The sequence below is a fragment of the Flavobacterium sp. 2 genome (assembly GCF_049949195.1).
In the GTDB taxonomy this organism is placed as follows: domain Bacteria; phylum Bacteroidota; class Bacteroidia; order Flavobacteriales; family Flavobacteriaceae; genus Flavobacterium.
The window spans coordinates 2,515,376-2,533,945 of record NZ_CP188206.1 but is presented as its reverse complement, the minus strand read 5'-3'; the positions used below and the strand labels follow the sequence as shown (position 1 = coordinate 2,533,945).

23 protein-coding genes are annotated in these 18,570 nt (G+C 32.1%); 5 read left to right on the top strand and 18 right to left on the bottom strand.

Annotation, left to right across the window (positions count from 1 at the left end; translation table 11 throughout):
* Window position 1: 1 nt before the first annotated feature.
* The 4 genes from ACNFIH_RS10860 to ruvC all read right to left on the bottom strand — a co-directional run bounded on the left by ACNFIH_RS10860 (window position 2) and on the right by ruvC (window position 3,505).
* Entirely contained in the window at window positions 2-760 is a 759-nt protein-coding gene (locus tag ACNFIH_RS10860; RefSeq protein ID WP_426486630.1) for a cyclase family protein, read from the bottom strand.
* Window positions 761-847: 87 nt separating this feature from the next.
* A complete protein-coding gene (gene hemW, locus ACNFIH_RS10855) occupies window positions 848-1,984 on the bottom strand; it encodes a radical SAM family heme chaperone HemW (RefSeq protein ID WP_426486629.1) in 1,137 nt (378 codons plus the stop codon).
* Window positions 1,985-2,057: 73 nt separating this feature from the next.
* On the bottom strand, window positions 2,058-2,912 hold the full coding sequence (locus ACNFIH_RS10850; protein ID WP_426486628.1) for a hypothetical protein: 855 nt from the start codon (window positions 2,910-2,912) through the stop codon (window positions 2,058-2,060).
* Window positions 2,913-2,950: 38 nt separating this feature from the next.
* Complete coding sequence (gene ruvC, locus ACNFIH_RS10845) at window positions 2,951-3,505, bottom strand: crossover junction endodeoxyribonuclease RuvC (RefSeq protein ID WP_426486627.1); 555 nt, start codon at window positions 3,503-3,505, stop codon at window positions 2,951-2,953.
* Between the two features lie 83 nt (window positions 3,506-3,588).
* Between ruvC and ACNFIH_RS10840 the strand changes: the two genes are divergently transcribed.
* Window positions 3,589-4,533: a hypothetical protein gene (locus ACNFIH_RS10840; RefSeq protein ID WP_426486626.1), complete on the top strand. Its 945-nt coding sequence runs from the start codon at window positions 3,589-3,591 to the stop codon at window positions 4,531-4,533.
* Window positions 4,530-5,633 (top strand): glycosyltransferase family 2 protein, encoded by a 1,104-nt coding sequence (locus tag ACNFIH_RS10835; protein WP_426486625.1) that lies wholly within the window; start codon window positions 4,530-4,532, stop codon window positions 5,631-5,633. Before ACNFIH_RS10840 ends, ACNFIH_RS10835 begins: the two co-directional genes overlap by 4 nt.
* A 136-nt stretch (window positions 5,634-5,769) precedes the next feature.
* On the opposite strand, the gene ACNFIH_RS10830 is transcribed toward ACNFIH_RS10835, so the two are convergent.
* Window positions 5,770-6,255: a hypothetical protein gene (locus tag ACNFIH_RS10830; RefSeq protein ID WP_426486624.1), complete on the bottom strand. Its 486-nt coding sequence runs from the start codon at window positions 6,253-6,255 to the stop codon at window positions 5,770-5,772.
* Between the two features lie 49 nt (window positions 6,256-6,304).
* Window positions 6,305-6,688: a hypothetical protein gene (locus tag ACNFIH_RS10825; RefSeq protein ID WP_426486623.1), complete on the bottom strand. Its 384-nt coding sequence runs from the start codon at window positions 6,686-6,688 to the stop codon at window positions 6,305-6,307.
* A 45-nt stretch (window positions 6,689-6,733) separates the two neighbouring features.
* On the opposite strand from ACNFIH_RS10825, the gene ACNFIH_RS10820 reads away from it, so the two are divergent.
* Window positions 6,734-7,234 (top strand): DUF456 domain-containing protein, encoded by a 501-nt coding sequence (locus ACNFIH_RS10820; RefSeq protein WP_426486622.1) that lies wholly within the window; start codon window positions 6,734-6,736, stop codon window positions 7,232-7,234.
* A 284-nt stretch (window positions 7,235-7,518) separates the two neighbouring features.
* A complete protein-coding gene (locus ACNFIH_RS10815; protein WP_142450173.1) occupies window positions 7,519-8,121 on the top strand; it encodes a DUF937 domain-containing protein in 603 nt (200 codons plus the stop codon).
* Between the two features lie 64 nt (window positions 8,122-8,185).
* Here the strand turns inward: ACNFIH_RS10815 and ACNFIH_RS10810 are convergent, their stop codons facing one another.
* The 6 genes from ACNFIH_RS10810 to ACNFIH_RS10785 all read right to left on the bottom strand — a co-directional run bounded on the left by ACNFIH_RS10810 (window position 8,186) and on the right by ACNFIH_RS10785 (window position 13,655).
* Window positions 8,186-9,094, bottom strand: coding sequence for a pseudouridine synthase (locus tag ACNFIH_RS10810; RefSeq protein WP_035645879.1), 909 nt, complete (start codon window positions 9,092-9,094; stop codon window positions 8,186-8,188).
* 246 nt (window positions 9,095-9,340) lie between these two features.
* Window positions 9,341-9,898: a hypothetical protein gene (locus ACNFIH_RS10805; RefSeq protein WP_426486621.1), complete on the bottom strand. Its 558-nt coding sequence runs from the start codon at window positions 9,896-9,898 to the stop codon at window positions 9,341-9,343.
* Between the two features lie 6 nt (window positions 9,899-9,904).
* Window positions 9,905-10,861: a geranylgeranylglycerol-phosphate geranylgeranyltransferase gene (locus ACNFIH_RS10800; RefSeq protein ID WP_426486620.1), complete on the bottom strand. Its 957-nt coding sequence runs from the start codon at window positions 10,859-10,861 to the stop codon at window positions 9,905-9,907.
* A gap of 62 nt (window positions 10,862-10,923) precedes the next feature.
* On the bottom strand, window positions 10,924-11,514 hold the full coding sequence (locus tag ACNFIH_RS10795) for a DUF502 domain-containing protein (protein ID WP_426486619.1): 591 nt from the start codon (window positions 11,512-11,514) through the stop codon (window positions 10,924-10,926).
* Between the two features lie 72 nt (window positions 11,515-11,586).
* A complete protein-coding gene (locus tag ACNFIH_RS10790) occupies window positions 11,587-12,525 on the bottom strand; it encodes a mevalonate kinase family protein (protein WP_426486618.1) in 939 nt (312 codons plus the stop codon).
* A gap of 47 nt (window positions 12,526-12,572) precedes the next feature.
* The gene (locus ACNFIH_RS10785; RefSeq protein WP_426486617.1) at window positions 12,573-13,655 is read right to left on the bottom strand and encodes a diphosphomevalonate/mevalonate 3,5-bisphosphate decarboxylase family protein; all 1,083 of its coding nucleotides are present in this window, start codon (window positions 13,653-13,655) and stop codon (window positions 12,573-12,575) included.
* Window positions 13,656-13,807: 152 nt separating this feature from the next.
* On the opposite strand from ACNFIH_RS10785, the gene ACNFIH_RS10780 reads away from it, so the two are divergent.
* Window positions 13,808-14,284 carry a TspO/MBR family protein gene (locus ACNFIH_RS10780; RefSeq protein ID WP_426486616.1) on the top strand — a complete coding sequence of 159 codons (477 nt, stop codon included), beginning with the start codon at window positions 13,808-13,810 and terminating at the stop codon, window positions 14,282-14,284.
* An 8-nt stretch (window positions 14,285-14,292) separates the two neighbouring features.
* On the opposite strand, the gene ACNFIH_RS10775 is transcribed toward ACNFIH_RS10780, so the two are convergent.
* From ACNFIH_RS10775 to ACNFIH_RS10750, 6 genes are all read right to left on the bottom strand, one after another.
* Window positions 14,293-15,012, bottom strand: a complete 720-nt coding sequence (locus ACNFIH_RS10775) for a hypothetical protein (RefSeq protein ID WP_426486615.1) — start codon at window positions 15,010-15,012, stop codon at window positions 14,293-14,295.
* Between the two features lie 6 nt (window positions 15,013-15,018).
* Window positions 15,019-15,768: a hypothetical protein gene (locus tag ACNFIH_RS10770; protein ID WP_426486614.1), complete on the bottom strand. Its 750-nt coding sequence runs from the start codon at window positions 15,766-15,768 to the stop codon at window positions 15,019-15,021.
* A gap of 10 nt (window positions 15,769-15,778) precedes the next feature.
* On the bottom strand, window positions 15,779-16,531 hold the full coding sequence (locus ACNFIH_RS10765; protein ID WP_426486613.1) for a hypothetical protein: 753 nt from the start codon (window positions 16,529-16,531) through the stop codon (window positions 15,779-15,781).
* Window positions 16,532-16,604: 73 nt separating this feature from the next.
* Window positions 16,605-17,282 (bottom strand): MBL fold metallo-hydrolase, encoded by a 678-nt coding sequence (locus ACNFIH_RS10760; RefSeq protein ID WP_426486612.1) that lies wholly within the window; start codon window positions 17,280-17,282, stop codon window positions 16,605-16,607.
* A 60-nt stretch (window positions 17,283-17,342) separates the two neighbouring features.
* Complete coding sequence (locus ACNFIH_RS10755) at window positions 17,343-17,915, bottom strand: Crp/Fnr family transcriptional regulator (protein WP_426486611.1); 573 nt, start codon at window positions 17,913-17,915, stop codon at window positions 17,343-17,345.
* 3 nt (window positions 17,916-17,918) lie between these two features.
* Entirely contained in the window at window positions 17,919-18,566 is a 648-nt protein-coding gene (locus ACNFIH_RS10750; protein WP_426486610.1) for an HAD family hydrolase, read from the bottom strand.
* Window positions 18,567-18,570: the final 4 nt, after the last annotated feature.

Sequence of the window (18,570 nt, the reverse complement as noted above, 5' to 3'; positions counted from 1 at the left end):
TCTAATCTAAAATTTTATATAAAATTGGTTTGCTCGGACTTGCATCATTTTCAAACGAAGCGATTTGAAGGTTTAGTATATAATTTCCATCTTCAATTTCATCTGGGACATAAATCATTTCGGTGATTGTTGCGTTCAGTCTTGCATCAGGATTTAGATTTTCAGTGTCTTTTACATTCCAAAATGCTTTATGTGCCAATAATTTCCCTTCGTCATGTTCTTTGTCGACACTAGGCAAATCGATCAGTAAATGCTGAATTTCGCTTTCGCGGATAAAAATCGCAGCTTCTTCAGATAAATAAGGCGGATTTGTATTTGAATATTTTCTTGATTTTTTGTCTTTTGAATTTGGAAGCGTTCGAATTATTAAAGCTACTGTTTTGTCATTTACCAAAGCTGGAATTTGCTCTTTCGTAATTACGAAATCATCTCCCATTTTTTCAGGTTTAATCGTAATCAATTTAGCAAAAAAGAAAAACTGTTTCAGTGATTGATTGATGCTGTAAAAATCATTTGTGATATGTCCCAAACATTCCGTATGCGTTCCATGCCCATGCGGATTGAAGAAGATATTATTAAAGTTCGTTGATGATTTTCCTTCCGAAACTTTCCCAATCCAATCGCCAAAAATTACGGGTTCAATAACTGGTTTTTCAATGTACCAGGCAATTGGGTTTTCGTCTGTATTTGTTAATGCAATCGAGATATCAATGGGTTTTGATAAGTCGATTTGATATTTATTGTCTAAAAGTGCAAGCATAATGGAACACGGATTTTACGGATATTCTAACGCAGATTTCACGGATTTATCAGCGTTGCTTGCATCCGTTTTATCAGCGTCCAATTTTTATTCTTCCAAATTTAGATAAAATAAATCTGAAGCAATTCCATCCGTTAAAAATTTTCCTTTTGGAGTTGGTTTCAGAATATTATTTTCGATGGAAAGCAAATCATCACTTAAGAATTTTTGAGATTGTTTTTTCAGATAATCCAAATATTCTAATCCAAATTCCTTTTCAATTCTTTCCAAAGAAACGCCCCAAATGGTTCGTAATCCTGTCATAATATATTCATTATAACGATCTGAAATCGTAAGAGTTTCAGTTTCTATTGGAAGTTCATCGTTTTGAATCGATTTTATATAAAGCGAATTATTCGCAATATTCCAGCCTCGTTTTTCGCCGTCATAACTATGTGCCGAAGGTCCGATTCCGATGTATTTTTTACCAAGCCAATATGCCGAATTGTTTTTGGAGAAATAATTCTCTTTTCCAAAATTCGATAGCTCGTAATGTATAAAACCGTTTTTTTGAAGCATTTCAACCAAAATCATAAAATGGTTTGAAGCCACTTCATCTTGAGGTTCAGCAATTTTTCCGGTTTGAATTAATTTACTTAAAGCTGTTTTCGGTTCAACGGTCAAAGCATAACTTGAAATATGCGGAATGCCAAAATCTAAAGCCGTTTGAATATTTTGTCGCCACATTTCATCGCTCATTCCTGGAATTCCGTAAATCAAATCGAGTGAAATATTATCAAAATATTTAGTTGTTTCTTCCAGGCATTTTTTGGCTTCCGCCGAATTATGAGCCCGATTCATCATTTTTAAATCATCTTCATAAAAAGACTGAATTCCGATGCTTAAACGATTTATCGGACTTTTAGATAATTCAAAAATTCGCTCTGCAGATAAATCATCTGGATTGGCTTCAAGTGTAATTTCTGGATTTTCGGCAACCTTATAATTTTTATAAACTTCAGAAATTAAAAAGTTTATTTCGTCGTTTGATAAAACAGAAGGAGTTCCTCCACCAAAATAAATGGTTTCTACAGTCTCATTTTCAAACTCATTTTTGCGTACAGTGATTTCTTTGGCTAATGCCAAAACCATTTCATCTTTCTTCTTCATCGAAGTCGAAAAATGAAAGTCGCAATAGTGACAAGCCTGTTTGCAAAAGGGAATATGAATGTAGATGCCGGACATAATAAAAAAAAGAGCAAGGTAAATCTTGCTCTTCAATTATCAATATTAATTAATGATAAATTATGTTTTTTTATTAGAATGCGGCACTTTCTTTAAAAGTACCATTCGAAATCACAATTTTTGCTTTAGTCGTAGGATGTGTAGCAGTTAAACTAAATGTTCCTGCAGCTAAAACACTATTTAGAGTTGTAAAAGTAACTGTTCCAGAAACATCGTATGTAATGTTTTCGTGCGTTGCCACATCGTATTTTTCAAAAGTAATTTTGTAAGCACTATTGTTGCTGGTAAAATTATAAGTTCCTGTTTTTGCATTATAATCAGGAAAAGCAATACCAATTGTGTACTCACCGTCGTTCTCTGCATAAATTATTTTTGTTGTCTGGTTTTCAATTGTACCGTCAAATGATAAGCCATGCCAGTCTTTTCCATCAATTTTAGCAAAAGTACCAAGTCCTTCAACTTGTGGAGTGATTTCTTTATAAGAAACTTTAAATGAACCGCTCACATTAACGAAATCTGATTCGTAATCGTAACCATCTTCATATACTTTTCCGGAAAATTTTACCTGAACTGTTTTATCTGTGGTATTCAGGTTTTCTAAAGTGAAGGTAAAAGTATTGGAAGTGAAATTTTCTGAAGCCTGTAACCAAGGGATATTATTGTTGTTTGTTACAGGATTTGTAAGAGCCTGATACAGATTTCCATAAGAATTAAATTTAAAATCAATTGCAATTCCTTCTTCTGACGTTCCCATTACTTCTATGAAATCACCTTGTTTTTGGGCTTCCCAAGTTTTAACATTTTGGGTTTTACCGTCATAAGTAAATTTGAAAAAACTTTCTGATTGGCTTTCGTCGCTATTATCAGAAGAGCATGAAGAAATAATTGCTGCAAATAAAATAAATGCAATAAATTTAATTTTTGTCATTTGTGGTTAAGATTAAGATTTGTTTTTAACAAATATAGCTATTTTCTTATCTTATCCTCATTTTGCTTCACAAATGCATCCCAACCCGAATAACTTTTTCCAGCCACGATTTTCCCCGAATTAAAATGATGACAAACTGCAGCCGCCAAACCGTCTGTTGAATCGAGATTTTTAGGTAATTCTTTTAAGCCTAAAAGTTGTTGCAGCATTTTGGCAACTTGTTCTTTGCTGGCATTTCCGTTTCCGGTAATTGCCATTTTTATTTTTTTCGGTTCGTATTCTGTAATCGGAATGCCTCTTGAAAGTCCTGCTGCCATTGCAACGCCTTGTGCGCGTCCTAGTTTCAGCATTGACTGTACGTTTTTGCCAAAGAAAGGCGCTTCAATCGCAATTTCGTCTGGGCAATGTGTTTCGATTAATTCGATAGTTCTTTCAAAAATGATTTTTAGTTTTTGGTAATGATTGTCGTATTTGGACAATTGCAATTCGTTCAACTGCAAAAACTCCATTTTTTTATTGGTGACTTTAATTAATCCAAAACCCATAATTGTAGTTCCTGGGTCAATACCTAATATGATGCGTTCTTTTGTCAAGAGATTTTTGTTTCAAGTTTAAGGTTTAGAAAATTGCCACATTTTCTAATTTTCTAATTGCCACATTTGATTACTTTTGCGGCATGATTTCAATTCCTCACAAAGCTAAGCAATTCCTTGTTCTTCTGGCCAAACTTTTGATTGTTGGCGGCGCATTTTATTTTATTTATAATCAACTGGCAAACAATGATAAATTGGACTGGCAGAAGTTTATTGTTTTGTTCCGAAAAAATCAGTCGGTTTTAGGGATTTCATTTATATTGCTTTTGAGTGTTTTGAATCGTTATTTTGAGATTTTGAAGTGGCAGAATCTTGCACAAGTTATTCATAAAATCTCGGTTTACGAATCTACAAAACAAGTTTTAGCTGCCTTGACTGCCGGAATATTTACTCCAAATGGAGTAGGAGAGTACGCCGGAAAAGCGTTGTATTATCCAAAATCAGATGCTAAAAAAGTGGTTTTTCTGAACTTAATTTGCAACGGAATTCAGATGATCCTAACCATAATTTTCGGAATCTTCGGATTGCTGTATTTCAATGCACAATTCAATGTTATTACAAGCAAAACTGTTTTGATTCTTTTTGGCGGATTTGTACTAATTCTGATTGTTTTGTTTTCAATAAAAAAGATAAAAGTCAAAGGATATTCAATTGAAAAACTGATTCACAAAATCAATGAAATTCCAAAATCAGTTCATCAGAAAAACATCTTTTTAGGAATCTGCCGTTATTTGGTTTTTTCGCATCAATATTATTTCCTGTTTTTAGGTTTTGATGTTGATCTGCCTTATTTGACTTTAATGGCGGCTATTACTTCGGTTTATTTTTTGGCCTCTTCTTTGCCAACATTTCAATTTTTGGATTTTGCCGTAAAAGGAAGTGTAGCGATTTATTTCTTCGGAATTTTGGGCGTAAACGAATGGATTGTCATTTTTATCAGCACTTTAATGTGGTTTTTAAATGTAGTTTTGCCAGTGGTTTTAGGAAGCTATTTTGTGCTGAATTTTAAAACCAAAACCACAGAATGATTTGCGAATTGTTTGGCATATTATTACTTTATATCATCGGCATCACGCTGTTGATTTTTGGATTTTTTAAAGTTAGAAAATATCATAAAAAGGATTTAAAGTCCAAAACAAGTTTTACGATTATAGTTCCGTTTCGGAATGAAAAAGAAAATCTTCCAATACTTTTAGAAAGTTTTTCAAACTTAAATTATCCAAAAGATTTATTTGAAGTGATTCTGGTAGACGATAATTCAGACGAGAAATTTCACATTTCACATTTGACATTTGACATTTCACAAATAGACAATATTCGTGTTTCAAATTCTCCAAAAAAAGACGCGATTACAACCGCAATGCAACACGTAAAAACCGATTGGGTAATTACGACAGATGCTGATTGTGTAGTTCCTAAAAACTGGCTTTTAACTTTTGATAATTATATTCAGGAAAATAAAGTTTCGATGCTTGCGGGCGCTGTAACATACAAAACCGAAAACTCTTTTTTAGATCATTTTCAGCAATTGGATTTCACAAGTCTGCAAGGTGCAACAATTGGAAGTTTTGGTTTGAATAAAGGTTTTATGTGCAATGGAGCCAATTTTGCTTACAGAAAAGAATTGTTTGAAAGTATAAATGGCTTTGAAGGAAATGATAAAATTGCCAGCGGAGATGATGTTTTTTTACTTCAAAAAGCAATCGAAAAATTCCCCAAAGAAGTTCAATATTTAAAAGCGGAAGAAGCAATTATTGTCACAAAACCAACAGAAAATTGGAAATCATTATTTCATCAAAGAGTACGCTGGGCGGCAAAGACAAGTTCGTATAGAAGTACTTTTGGAAAAATTTTAGGTTTGATCGTTTTCTTCGGAAATTTGAGTTTTGTAATTGGATTTTTCTTTCTCCTTTTCGGTATATGGTCTTATCCTATTTTTGTATTTTTTGCTTTTTCTAAATTTATAATTGATTTTGTTTTGCTTTTTATAACCAATCAGTTTTTGACAAAAACAAGAATTAAAAGTCTTTTACTGAGTAGTTTATTGTATCCGTTTTTCAGTTCAGCTGTGGCTTTGTACAGTTTGTTTGGATCTTATACATGGAAAGATAGGAAGTTTAGTAAATAATAACCATAATCTTGTCATTCCGAGGAACGAGAAATCTTCGTTGCTGAATCTACAATGATTGGTTTTAATTTGTGGAGCTTCTTGCGAAGATTCCTCGTTCCTCGGAATGACAAGATTGAGACTAATTAAATAGACTTTATTTTGCTTCTTTTGCTTTTATGATAACAGGCAGTATAAATTGCGTTTTTACCGGAATACCGCGTTTAATTGCCGGATTTACTTTTGGAAAATCAACCAGGCGGGCATGAAGAATACTGTCCACTTTGATGGTATCATAAGCTACAGAATCTTTAGGGAATTGCGGTTCGAATTTCATTTTCGAGTTCGGAAAAATAGTCACTTTTACAGAAATAGTATCCAATTCAGGGTACAAAATAGAAAGACTATCAATTTTTAGCTTTTCCTGAACAAGCTGCGACATTACATCAAAAAAACATTTTTGACGTTGTTTTTCATCGGCAATTGTTTCGCATTCCGCGACGCTTGGATATTCATCAACTTCTTTCCAATTGATGGCTTTTAGTTCCTTTCGAAGTAATTCTTTTTCAGACGGAACCTTCTTCTCAAAATATTGACAAGAACCGAAAAATAAAAAAATAAAAAAAATAGAAAACTGCTTCAAGATTTTGAGGTTGAGTTGAATAAAGAGAAATTATGGTATAAAAATACGATTATTTTTTTTGAGAACCTTTGTATTCTAAATAATCTTGATAGTTTTCAGAGAGCCATTCCTGTTTATTTTCCGCAGCAACTTCCTTTTGATCAGGATATAAGGAAGCAAGGCGGTCGGAGAATGTTGCAATCTGAACTGTGTAAGTATAAAATTCGGCTTTCGTTAAAACAATATTTGGATCTTCTTTGCGATTAAAGAATTCAAGAAAAAGCGTGTCAAATTCTTTTAATGAAAAATTTAATACTTTTTTCTTATTACTTTTATAAATGCTGTCCTGAAGCAAAAGATCATCTAAGGAAAGTTTTTGAGTTTGAGCATATAAATTCGGATTGATAAAATGTATCAATAAGAAAAATGCAAATATTTTCAAAAATCGTGTCATGGCTTATTTTATCAAGGATTTGCAAATACAATTTACAAAAAAAATATGGATTTAGTATTGTTGTTGCTCGGTTTTATCTGTATGATTATCGGTATTTTTGGCAGTTTCCTGCCCGTTTTGCCCGGCTTGTCAAGTTGTTGGGTCGGCCTATTGCTTTTATATCTCACAAAAGCGGTCGAAAATAATTATTGGGTGTTGGGTATTACATTATTGATTACGATTGTCATTACAATTCTGGATTATATAATTCCTTCAAAAGGGACAAAAAAGTTTGGTGGAAGTTCATATGGAGTTTGGGGTACCAATATTGGTTTAATAGTTGGAATTTTGGCACCAATACCTTTTGGAGTTATAATCGGACCTTTTGTTGGCGCATTTTTGGGAGAACTTATTTACGATTCAAAAAACCATCAGCGAGCATTAAAGGCAGCAACTGGATCACTGCTTGGATTTCTGGCTTCGAGCTTTATTAACTTTATGTTTTGTATTATTTTTCTTGGCATTTTTTTACATCTAACATGGGAATATCGAAACATATTATTTTAATTGTGTAAAAATACTTAGGATTTTTCTTATGTTTATGAGGTTTTTAAAAAATATTAAAAATTTCATAAACATATTTTTATTTTCTTTTGATAACGAAAGCGTTATGTTTATTGATGTTGAGCGGAATTAGTGTTAATAAGCTGTTAATCGGGTATGTATATTCTTAACTTATTTTTTGGAAATGTTAAAATATTTTATATTTTTATCCTGATAAACGATAAAAAGCCTCACTTTATCGATTATTTTTAACAAGTATAAATAATTATTTATTTTAAGTTATGAGTATGACCCCAAACCTACAAATTGAACTTAGACGTTTTATTTCTTCTAATGTTGTTTCTAAGCTAAACAAATTTTATTTTGAGAATGATGCTCTTTTAATCAAGGGAATTGATGTTTCGATTGGCACAGTTTTAATGGGCCTTTATAACAAAGCCGAAGAATTGGGCTTTTATAAAGAAATCATCTCATTGATCGAAGACAATTCAACCTTTTATCAGGAAGTCGATTTTGCTTCTGGACGAATTTTATCAGTTGACGACTGTTATCGCATCGAAGGAAACGCTATCTTAAAAGAAATCTTTACCAACAAAAAAGGCAGAATTTCTGAAATGATTTCAAACGAAGTCGGAATCAAAAGTGAAACAGCCCGCGAAATATTAAATTTCTCTGCACTACTTGTTGTTTCTTATCTTAAAAACAATATCCAGCTTTTAGACAGTTTAAAATTGCTTTTGGAAGAACAAAAAAGAGAAATCCTAAACAGCATCCAACCTGGAATCAAAATCATTTTAGGATTTGCATGTTACGAAACAGTGGAAGACAAAAATCAAAACATCGGAAGATCAATCTTCACACTTTTTGGACATAACTTTTTCAGTTTCTAAATAAAAAAATCCCATTTTACACAAGGCAAAACAGGATTTGATATCTAATCAAATTTGAAACGTATTATGCGTTTTTCAAATTGATAATCTCTTGGTCTGTCAGGAAACGCCAGTTCCCTCTCGGCAGATTCTTTTTAGTTAAACCAGCAAATGAAACGCGGTCAATACGCAAAACATCGTAGTCAAAGCTTTCAAAAATAGCACGAACTACTTTTACGTTAGATGATTTTAATTTAAGACCAACTTCGCTTTTTGCTTCTTTTTCAATATAACTAACTTCTTCAACAAACACACGGTGCCCATCAAGAACTAAACCTTTGCTGATTTTTTCCAAATCCTCAAATTTTAAGTTTTTGTCTAAAGAAACCTGGTAAATTTTAGATGATTTCTGATTCGGTAAAGTAAATTTACGAATCATATCAGTATCATTTGTAAACAATAATAAACCTGTTGTATTCTTGTCCATTCTTCCAACAGCTGCAATTTTTGCATTTGTAGATCCGCGAACAAGTTCCAATACATTACGATATTCCTGTCCTTCATCAAAGGCAGTAGTAAAGTTTTTAGGTTTGTTTAATAAAATGTATTCTTTCTTTTCAGGAGTCAAAACAACGCCGTCAAAATTTACAACGTCATTTAATTTTACTAAATAACCCATTTCAGTAACCGGAACGCCATTTACTTTCACATTTCCAGACTGAATATATATATCAGCATCACGACGTGAACACACGCCAGAATTTGCGATGTATTTGTTCAGACGAATTTCATCTGAAGCCTTTTGTCTTTTTGGTGCCTGATTTTGTTTCTTAAATTTTTGTTCAGCAGCTTCCTTCGCCGCTTTAACCTCCGGCTTTTCTTTTTTCGGCCCTTGCGCGCGTTTTGCCATTGGTGGTTTTGGCTTACTAGAGTTTGATCTTGAGCTATTTGGTCTTGATCCGCCTCTTTTATTATTGCCTTCCTTGTTGTTCATAAAATCATTAATTTGTGCAAAGATAGTTTTTTCTGCCCAAATAAACCTAAGTTCAATGTTCTTAGATTAATAGCAAAAAATGGAAAAGGATTTTGAAGCATCGCAATTGGCTTTTTTTCAGGCAATAATTCCCGCTTTTCGTTTCAATCTTTTATTTTTTTAAAGAAAAAAAATAAAAGGATTTCCACTGCAATCGGGGCTAGAATTCAAACAATTGGCTTCTTTTAAATAATAGGATGATTATTTTTAACTGAGAATTTTTAAGGCTTTGTCTTTAATGGAGTATATTTTAAATTTAGAGTCTTTATATTCATTTTTAAAGTCTTCAATAGTTTTACAAAACATATTGGCTCCGGCTAATCCTTTTGGAGACATTCTTTCTTCTTCCAGAATATAACCATTAGTCAGAAGAATACAGCTCATTTGTGAATCATCAAATTCTTCTTCTTCTGGATCAACAAAATAGTATACATCTTCAATGATACTGTTATAAATGATTTTTTGATGTTTTTCTAAAATTGAAATCGCTTTCTTATCGACAAAAGTATTTTCAAAATATTCATCTCCGGAAATTGGAAAACAGATGATGCCATTTTTTTCCAATCGTAAAAAAGTAGTGCTTGTATCCAGCCAATCGTTTGTTCCAGTGTGGTCTTGATGAATTTTGACTTCTAGAATTTTATCCCCAATTAATAAATTGATATCTTTTGGATTTTCATGAAATAACAGAATATTTGGATTTTCAACGTCAAAAGGTTTTGATGTTTGTTTTGACTTTAAAAATGAAACTATTCTTTTTATCATTGCATCTTAGTATTTAGAAATCAATTCTTTCCCGTGCCACAAAACACTCGGATTAATCAAAACAATACAAAATACGCCTGCCACAATCAGAAATTTCAATACATTGTGAAGCATTAAAAATTGCTCTTTAGAATTCGATTTCCATAAATAAAGCAGAAAAAAAAGCAATACGGCAAAGCATACATAAAAGTAAATATCCATGTATCCAACATCATAAACATTGACTAAAATATAAACCGGAATAATAGTCAAAAATGTCAAAACGGTAATAATCTGTTTAGAAATCTTTTCGCTGTAAAGTATCGGAATTGTTCTGTAATCATTGGCCAGATCGCCTTTTAGGTTCTCTAAATCCTTTATCATTTCCCGAATCAGCAATAGCAAAAATAAGAAAACCGCATGCGCCGAAATAACCATAAAATGACTCATATGATTTTCAATTTCTTCAAACGAAATCGAATTGTAGAAATATAATAAAATGGCAAAAAACGGAATTACAGCCATAAGTGCAGCCGTCAAATTGCCTATAAAAGGGTATTTCTTTATTTTATGAGAATAAAACCAAATCAGAAAAATGTAAGTAGAAAAAAATAAAAACGCACGCCATGAAACAATCGAAGCCATTAAAACTGCCAAAAAATTCAGGCTGAAATAAACGGTTAATTTTGTTTTCTGACTAACTAAACGATCTAGCATCGACTTGTTTGGCCTATTGATCAAATCCTTCTGACTATCATAAAAATTATTGATAATATAACCCGAAGCAATGGTAATCGCCGAAGCAAAAACAATCAGAAACAAATAAAAATCTAAGATGATATCAAGCGCTCTTTTTTCTGGAGCCAAAATAAAAATCGCCGATAAATATTGTGCTAGAACAATAATAGGGATATTATAACCGCGTACGACAGAAAACAAACTGACAATTTTCATTACTACAAGTTTGTGCTGTCTGCTTAACATAAATTATAAAGTATGATGGATTAGATTAAGGGAAGTTAGAATATATTTTTTTATTCTATATTTTAGAGCTTGTTTTTTAACAATTCTTTAGAGCCATAGCCTAATTTTCGAATACAGGCCAAAGCTTGTTTTTGTGTAATATCAATATCCTGAATGTCTTTTTTGTCTACAAAAACCACTGATCCGCTCCACGGATTTGGTGCATCCGGAATAAAAACAGTAAATTTTTCTTCGCTTATTTGTTCTATTAAAAAAGCAAACTGCAAACCGGCATCTGTTGGAACTAAGATTACTTTTAAGTCGTCTTTAGATTCAATTCCCAGAATGTTTTCATTCATGCTTTTCATAAACGAATAACCGGGAACAAAACTCAAAATGCTATCTTCTAATTTTTGAACCAGCTTTTTTGCATTGGAAGTTTTTGCTAATAATCCCGCTAGTAAACAAATAATAATTATAAGCAGTATTCCAATTAATTCCTGAAGTGCAATTCCTAAAACATTTATTCTTGGCAAGTTGTTTACCAGTGGGAGTGTCGTTTTTTGAACAATACCATATCCTTTTTCCAAAAAAATCAGTAACACAACCAACGGTACTAAAAAAATAATTCCGCCTAAAAAAGTTGCTTTGATAATCTTTAAAATACTTTTCATAGACAATAATTTTTTAGGATTAAGATTTTAGAAAAATATATTCAAATAAAGACTGTTTAGGAGTTTTTGAACTTAAAACTGATAGACTACTTCTAGCTTATAATCTTTCAAAGACATTTTTGCGCGTTCTAAATCTTCGGTGAAACCTAGAATATAACCGCCTCCGCCAGAACCGCAAAGTTTTAGGTAATAATCGTTAGTGTCAATTCCGTGTTGCCAGATTCCGTGAAACTGTTCTGGAATCATTGGTTTGAAATTATTTAAAACAACTTTAGAAAGTTTTTTAGTATTGGTAAATAACGATTTCATGTCGCCATGTAAAAAGTTTTCTACACAAGCATCTGTATATTTAACAAACTGATTTTTAAGCATCGTACGGAAACCTTTGTCTTTCAGGTTTTCCATAAAAATGTTGACCATTGGAGCCGTTTCACCAACAATTCCTGAGTCTAACAAAAATACAGCACCTTTTCCATCAAAACTTTGAGTTGGAATTCCCGTTGCTTCAATATTATCTTTAGAATTAATTAAAATCGGAATGCTTAAATAACTGTTCAACGGATCTAATCCTGAACTTTTTCCATGGAAAAAACTTTCCATTTGAGAAAATATATTTTTTAACTGTAATAGTTTTTCACGTGTCAAATTCTCTAAAACAGTGATTTTGTTGTTAGCATATTTATCATAAATAGCCGCAACAAGTGCACCGCTGCTTCCAACACCGTATCCTTGTGGAATACTAGAATCAAAATACATTCCGGTTTCAACATCATTGTGTAATGTCTGTAAATCGAAAGTAACTAATTCTGGCTGTTGTGTTTGAAGTACTTCAAGATAAGAAGCAAAACTTCTTAGGCTTTTGTTTGAAGAAATTGCTTCTTCTGTAGGAGCTTCAGATTTCTTTAAAGCGCCGTTGTAAAAATTATAAGGAATAGAAAGTCCTTTAGAGTCGCGGATAATTCCGTATTCTCCAAAGAGTAATATTTTTGAGTAAAATAGTGGTCCTTTCATGATTTATTTTATGTCTTTCTTAAAAATTTAATTAAAGATACGCAAAATTATAATGCAATTGAGCCTTCTCCAATTTTGTCGCAAATGTACTGACCATTCTGACAAAATACAACTAATTCGTCCTGAATAAACTGTAATACTTTTTCGCTAACGTTTTCGGGATAAAGCACATGCACATTTGCTCCGGCATCAAGTGTAAAACATACCGGAATCTGGGTTTCATTTCTAAATTTCCAAATTGCATTTATGATTTGCAGCGTATTTGGTTTCATCAAAATAAAATACGGCATCGAAGTCATCATCATGGCATGCAAAGTCAAAGCTTCACTTTCTACAACTTTGATGAATTCTTCCAGATTTCCACTTTCAAAAATAGAAATCAGCTGATCTAAATTTTCATGTGCCTGAGCAAAACGTCTTTCAGCATACGGATGATTGTGCATTAAATCGTGTCCAACCGTGCTCGAAACTTGTTTTTCGCCTTTATCAACCAGTAAAATCGTGTCTTGATAATTTTTGAAATTGTCATGAATAGCGTATGGAAATTCAACTCCAAATAAATCGGTACTTCCTTCAATATTGGCCTGATTTCCCCAAACCACAACATTTCCTTTTACACTTCTGCAAGCACTTCCAGAACCTAAACGAGCTAGAAATGAAGCTTTTTGAAAGAAATATTCATCGGTCATTTCAGGGTTTAGTTTTCTTTCCAAACTCATAAAATTCATTGCCAGCGCCGCCATTCCAGAAGCCGAAGATGCAATTCCGGAACTATGTGGAAAAGTATTCTGAGTATCAATTGTAAAATGATAATCTTTTAAAAACGGCAAATAAACTTCAACTCTTTCTAAAAACTTTTGAATCTTTGGTTTGAAATCTTCTTTTGGTTTTCCTTCAAAAAGTAAATCAAATGAAAAAGCATTTTGGTTTGCTCTTTTTTCAAAACCTAATTTCGTGATCGTTTTGCAATTGTTTAAAGTAAAACTTACTGATGGATTTGCCGGAATCTGGTTGTCTTTTTTTCCCCAGTATTTCACTAATGCAATGTTGCTTGGAGCACTCCATTCGAAGTTTCCTTTTTCGATTGTCGAAGTATATGGAGTTGGAATAAAATCAGTTGCTGTAAACATGAATTGTAAAATTTTGGCAAAGATAGTTTTTAAATTTTTTCACCATATAAGTAATATAAGAAAATATAAATCTGTTCTGTCAAAATGAACTTACACTACTTACATGGTTTAAACTTTTCTTTTGACTATTTTTGAATCCAAAATTTGATGTAATGAATAAGTTTGTAAAAATCGCTATAGCTTTAATGATTTGTCTAGCAGTAGGATATTCTGCCAGTACGGTAACCAGACCCAGTATTGAGACATGGTATGTAACGTTAGAAAAGCCAGTTTTTAATCCGCCGAACTGGATTTTCATGCCGGTTTGGACAATTCTATATATTTTTATGGCGGTTGCTGCCGGATTAGTCTGGGATAAAATCAAAGAGCAAAATGAAGAAGTTAAAAAAGCGTTAGGATTCTTTTTAATTCAATTGACATTGAATGCGATTTGGTCTTATTTATTCTTCGGATTAAAAAATCCGATGTTGGCTTTGATAGAAATTGCGCTTTTATGGTTGTTCATTTATGAAACGTATATAAAGTTTATTAAAATCAATAAAACTGCCGGTTATTTATTGATCCCATATTTAGCTTGGGTTGCTTTTGCTGCTATTTTGAACGCTAGTATTTGGTGGTTGAATAAATAAGTTTTGTTTCAATTTTTAATCTGTTCCAACTTCTTAAAGTCTTCATTTTTAGCATAAAGAAAATCCATTATTGCCAAAACATTTGGATTTTCCAGAAGTGTTTTAGATTTCGGATCTGAGTCGCAAAAATCAATAAAAAGTTCTTTTTCTTCGGGTTTTAGTTTTAGATTTTTGATGAAAAAATCGGGAGGACAATAAGCCATTATCAGTTTCTTAAAACGATCGTCGGCAACTTCAATTTTTTTGTTCGGCTTGCCTTTTAAAGGAAATGAAACTCGAAGAGCTTCTCTAATTGTATTATCACTAACTCCTGTATTCCAGAATAAATTTTTGACATTTTTATCAATCAATATATCTGCAACATCATCTGCATTAACTTTTACTTTATCAAATTCGACCTTAGTTATTACAACTTCTTTCAATTCTTCAGGTTTCAGAACTGTATTCACGATTAGATTATTCTGATTGATGTTTTCCTGAGAAATTTTCAACCTTGAGAAAAAAGAATCTTTATAGAAAAAAATAAGACTGTCATGCGCTTTTGCCAAAATTGAAAATTCTCCCAACTCATTAGTTTTAGTACTAATTTTAGCGGTTTTATTAATTACTTCCACTTTGTTAAGTGGTATATTCTCTGAAAGAACTTTTCCGTTTAATAATTTTTCCGTTTGAGAAATACTGAGCTGATAAGTAAAGAAGGAAATTGTGGTAAGTAGTCGTGCTTTCATTAAACTTTAGTTTTTAATTTCGGATTTCAGCTTCTTAAACTCATCATTTTTGGCATATAAAAATTCCATTGTTGCCAGAATATTTGGATTTCCTAAAAGTATATTAGATTTTGGATCGGCTTCACAAAATTGAAGAAAGAGCTCTTTTTCCTCAGAATTCAATTTTAGTTCTTTGAGAAAAAAATCTTCAGGGCAAGTTGTTGCAATTAATTTTCTAAAATCAATTTTTGGAATTTCTTTTTTAGACTCTTCGTCTTTTTTAAATAAGTTGTAAACTTGTTTGCCTAAATAAATGAAATCGATGTCTAATGGACTTCCCTTTACCTCATTAAAACCTTCAATTTTTAACCCTGGTCTTGATTTATGATCGTTTAGTTTTATTTGTTTTATATCTTCTTTGGTTAAGAAAATATCTTTTGCTGTTACATTTGAAATAATTACTTCGTTTAATTCTTCCGCTTTCGGAATCATATTTACGATAAGATTATTGCTTTCGATTTCTTTTGCTGTAATTTTTAATCTTGTGAATAAATAATCTTTGGAGAAAAACAACAAGCTATCCTGTAACTTCACAGAAATCGAAAATTCGCCCAAAGCATTTGTTGTTGTACTAGTTTGAGCAGTTTTGTTAATGACTTCAATACCTTTGAGAATTAGGCTGTTTGAAATTACTTTTCCATGAAGCGTTTTTTCGGTTTGTGAAATGGCGAGCTGATAAGTGAAAAAGGAAATTGTGGTGAGTAATTTTACTTTCATGTAATGGTATTTAGTTTTTATTTTCAGAATTTAGTTTCTTAAACTCTTCATTTTTAGTATATAAAAAATCCATAGTTGAAAGGATATTTGGATGCTCTAAAAGTGCCTTGGATCTTGGATCAGACTCGCATAATTGAAGAAATAATTCTTTTTCATCAAGGCTTAATTTTAAATCTTTTGAGAAAAAATCCAAGGGAATTGATGTTGCAATGAGTTTTTTAAAATCCATTTCAGGTACTTTCTTTTTAGGTTCTTCTTTTTCTCTTTTGAATAAACCAAACAGACCGCCACCCATAGCGCCAATATTCATTCCGTTTGCAATAGTACCATTGTTAAAACCTGGTATATATCGCGTTAAATCGTTATTTGCTCTTTCTATATTGATCTTATTTATGGCTTCCGCATCGTATTCAATTTTTTTAGGAAAGTTAATTTTTGTAATTACGACTTCATCCAATTCTTCCGGTCTCGGAATCATGTTCACTATTAAATTAGTGGTTTCAAGATTTTCTTTTGTGATTTTTAATCTTGTAAAGAAAAAGTCTTTGGAGAAAAAAATAAGACTATCTTTTATGCTAACTGAAATTGCAAATTCTCCCAAAGCGTTTGTGGTAGTGCTCGTTTTTGCGGTTTTGTTTATTACTTCTACTTTATTAAGGGGAATATTGTTTGAAGTAACTTTCCCCTGAAGTAGCTTTTCTGTTTGAGAAATAGAAATTTGGTAAGTGAAAAAAGAAATTGTGGTGAGTAATTTTACTTTCATTTAATGGTATTTAGTTGAGAGTAAAATTATTAGAATAGTCTTAACGAAAACTTGTGAAATCTGTAAATTCTTGTTAATTATGATGCTGGATCATTTTAGAAAATACTTCAAACTCACCGTTATTAAATAAAACAGGACCATGGCCAAAACAAAGTATTTTTGGTTTTAGCGAAGCCAATTTTAGAATAGATTTTCTATTTGTTTCTTGATTTGTCGTGAACAGACTAGGTGGTTCGTGAAGTCCAACTTTTGTAGTCAATAAATTCATATTGGTCATAACATCTCCCACAATTAAAACACCGTCTTTTTCTCTGAAAAAAGATAGATGTCCGCTTGAATGTCCGGGAGTTTCGATAACCGTAAATCCGCCAATTTTGTCTCCTTCTTTCAGGATTTCAGAAACTTGGTGACCTTTTCCTGCCCAAAAATGTTTTTGAAATTTAGAAATAACATGATTTGGGTTTGGATATTCTTTAATTACATTTCCGTTTTCAGCTAATTCTTTTTCAGGTTCACTGCATAAAAGCGGAATGTTCAAAGTTTCACAGATTATTTTGCTGCTTCCTTGATGATCTGCATGAGCGTGAGTCAACGCGTGCTTGGTTATTGTTTTATCTTTTAAATATTTTAAAATCATGGAACTAGAACTTCGAATTCCGGCATCAATTAAAACATCTTCAATTAGATAACAATTAATGGCGTTTCTTGGAAATAAAGGAATTTGGTAAACGTCTTTGGCAATAGTTTTCATTTTCTTGAATTTTATATTGGCAAAGATTTGAATTCGGTTTCTTAATCTACTTGATAAATGTTAAGAAATACTTTGGCGAATTCGGCTCAAAGATTCTGGCGTAATTCCGAGAAAAGAAGCGATATAAATTAATGGAGTACGTTGGATTATTTTGGCTGGCGCCGATTCCAGAAAAGTAAGGTATTTTTCTTTTGCCGGAATCATCTGCAATTTTAAAACGCGATCTGCCATACAAAGGTAATTCTGCTCGGCGAGAATTCTTCCAACACGTTCCCAATTCGGAATTTCGGAGTATAAATATTGCATTTTTTCAAAAGTGATAGAAAGGACTTCACAATCTTCAATACATTGAATATCTTCAAAAGATTTTGTCTGATTAATGAAACTGGAATATGAAGCAATAAAACCCTCGTCACAACTTAAATAAGTGGTGATTTCTTTTCCATCTTTCAGATAATAAACACGTGCTAAACCTTCAACAATAAAATAAATCTTATTGCTGATTTTTCCCATTGACGAAAGAAAATCTTTGGCATTAAATTTTTCATATTCAAAACAAGAATCGATTTTTTCGATTTCATTTTCAGAAAACGAAGCGATCGATAGTATTTGTTTTTGTAATGAAGAATTCATGATTTATAATATTTCGATTAATTCCGAAGCATTATTAATAACCACTTTTGCCCCACTAGATTTCAATTCATCTTCGGTTCTGTAACCCCAGGAAACTCCAACCGGAAACATATTAGCATTTACTGCCGTCTGCATATCAATATCAGAATCACCGACAAACAGAATTTCCTCAGGTTTCAAATTCCAGTTTTTGCTAATTTCTATTGCTTCAAAAGGATTTGGTTTTTTAAGTTCTTCTGTGCTTAAACCAACTGCAGTATCAAAATATTCTGGAAATAGTTCTGATGCTATTTTCTTTGTCAATTCATCAGCTTTATTTGAGAAAACCGCTAATTTGATGTTCTGTGAAGTTAAATTGTCTAATAACTCAACAATTCCGTCGTACGGTTTTGTTTTAATCGTGCAAATTTTGCGATATTCACGAACCATATTTTCGAAAGAAACTTTAATATCATTCTCAGAATTATTTGTTGACGGCAAAGCTTTACTGACCAAATTTCGTAAACCGCTCCCGATAAAATATTGATACGTTTCGTAAGTGTGAGTTGGGTAATTTAGACTTTGAAGAACAGTATTCATAGCGTCTGAAATATCGTGTAAAGAGTCTACTAATGTTCCGTCTAAATCAAAAATAATTCCTTTAAATTTCATTTTT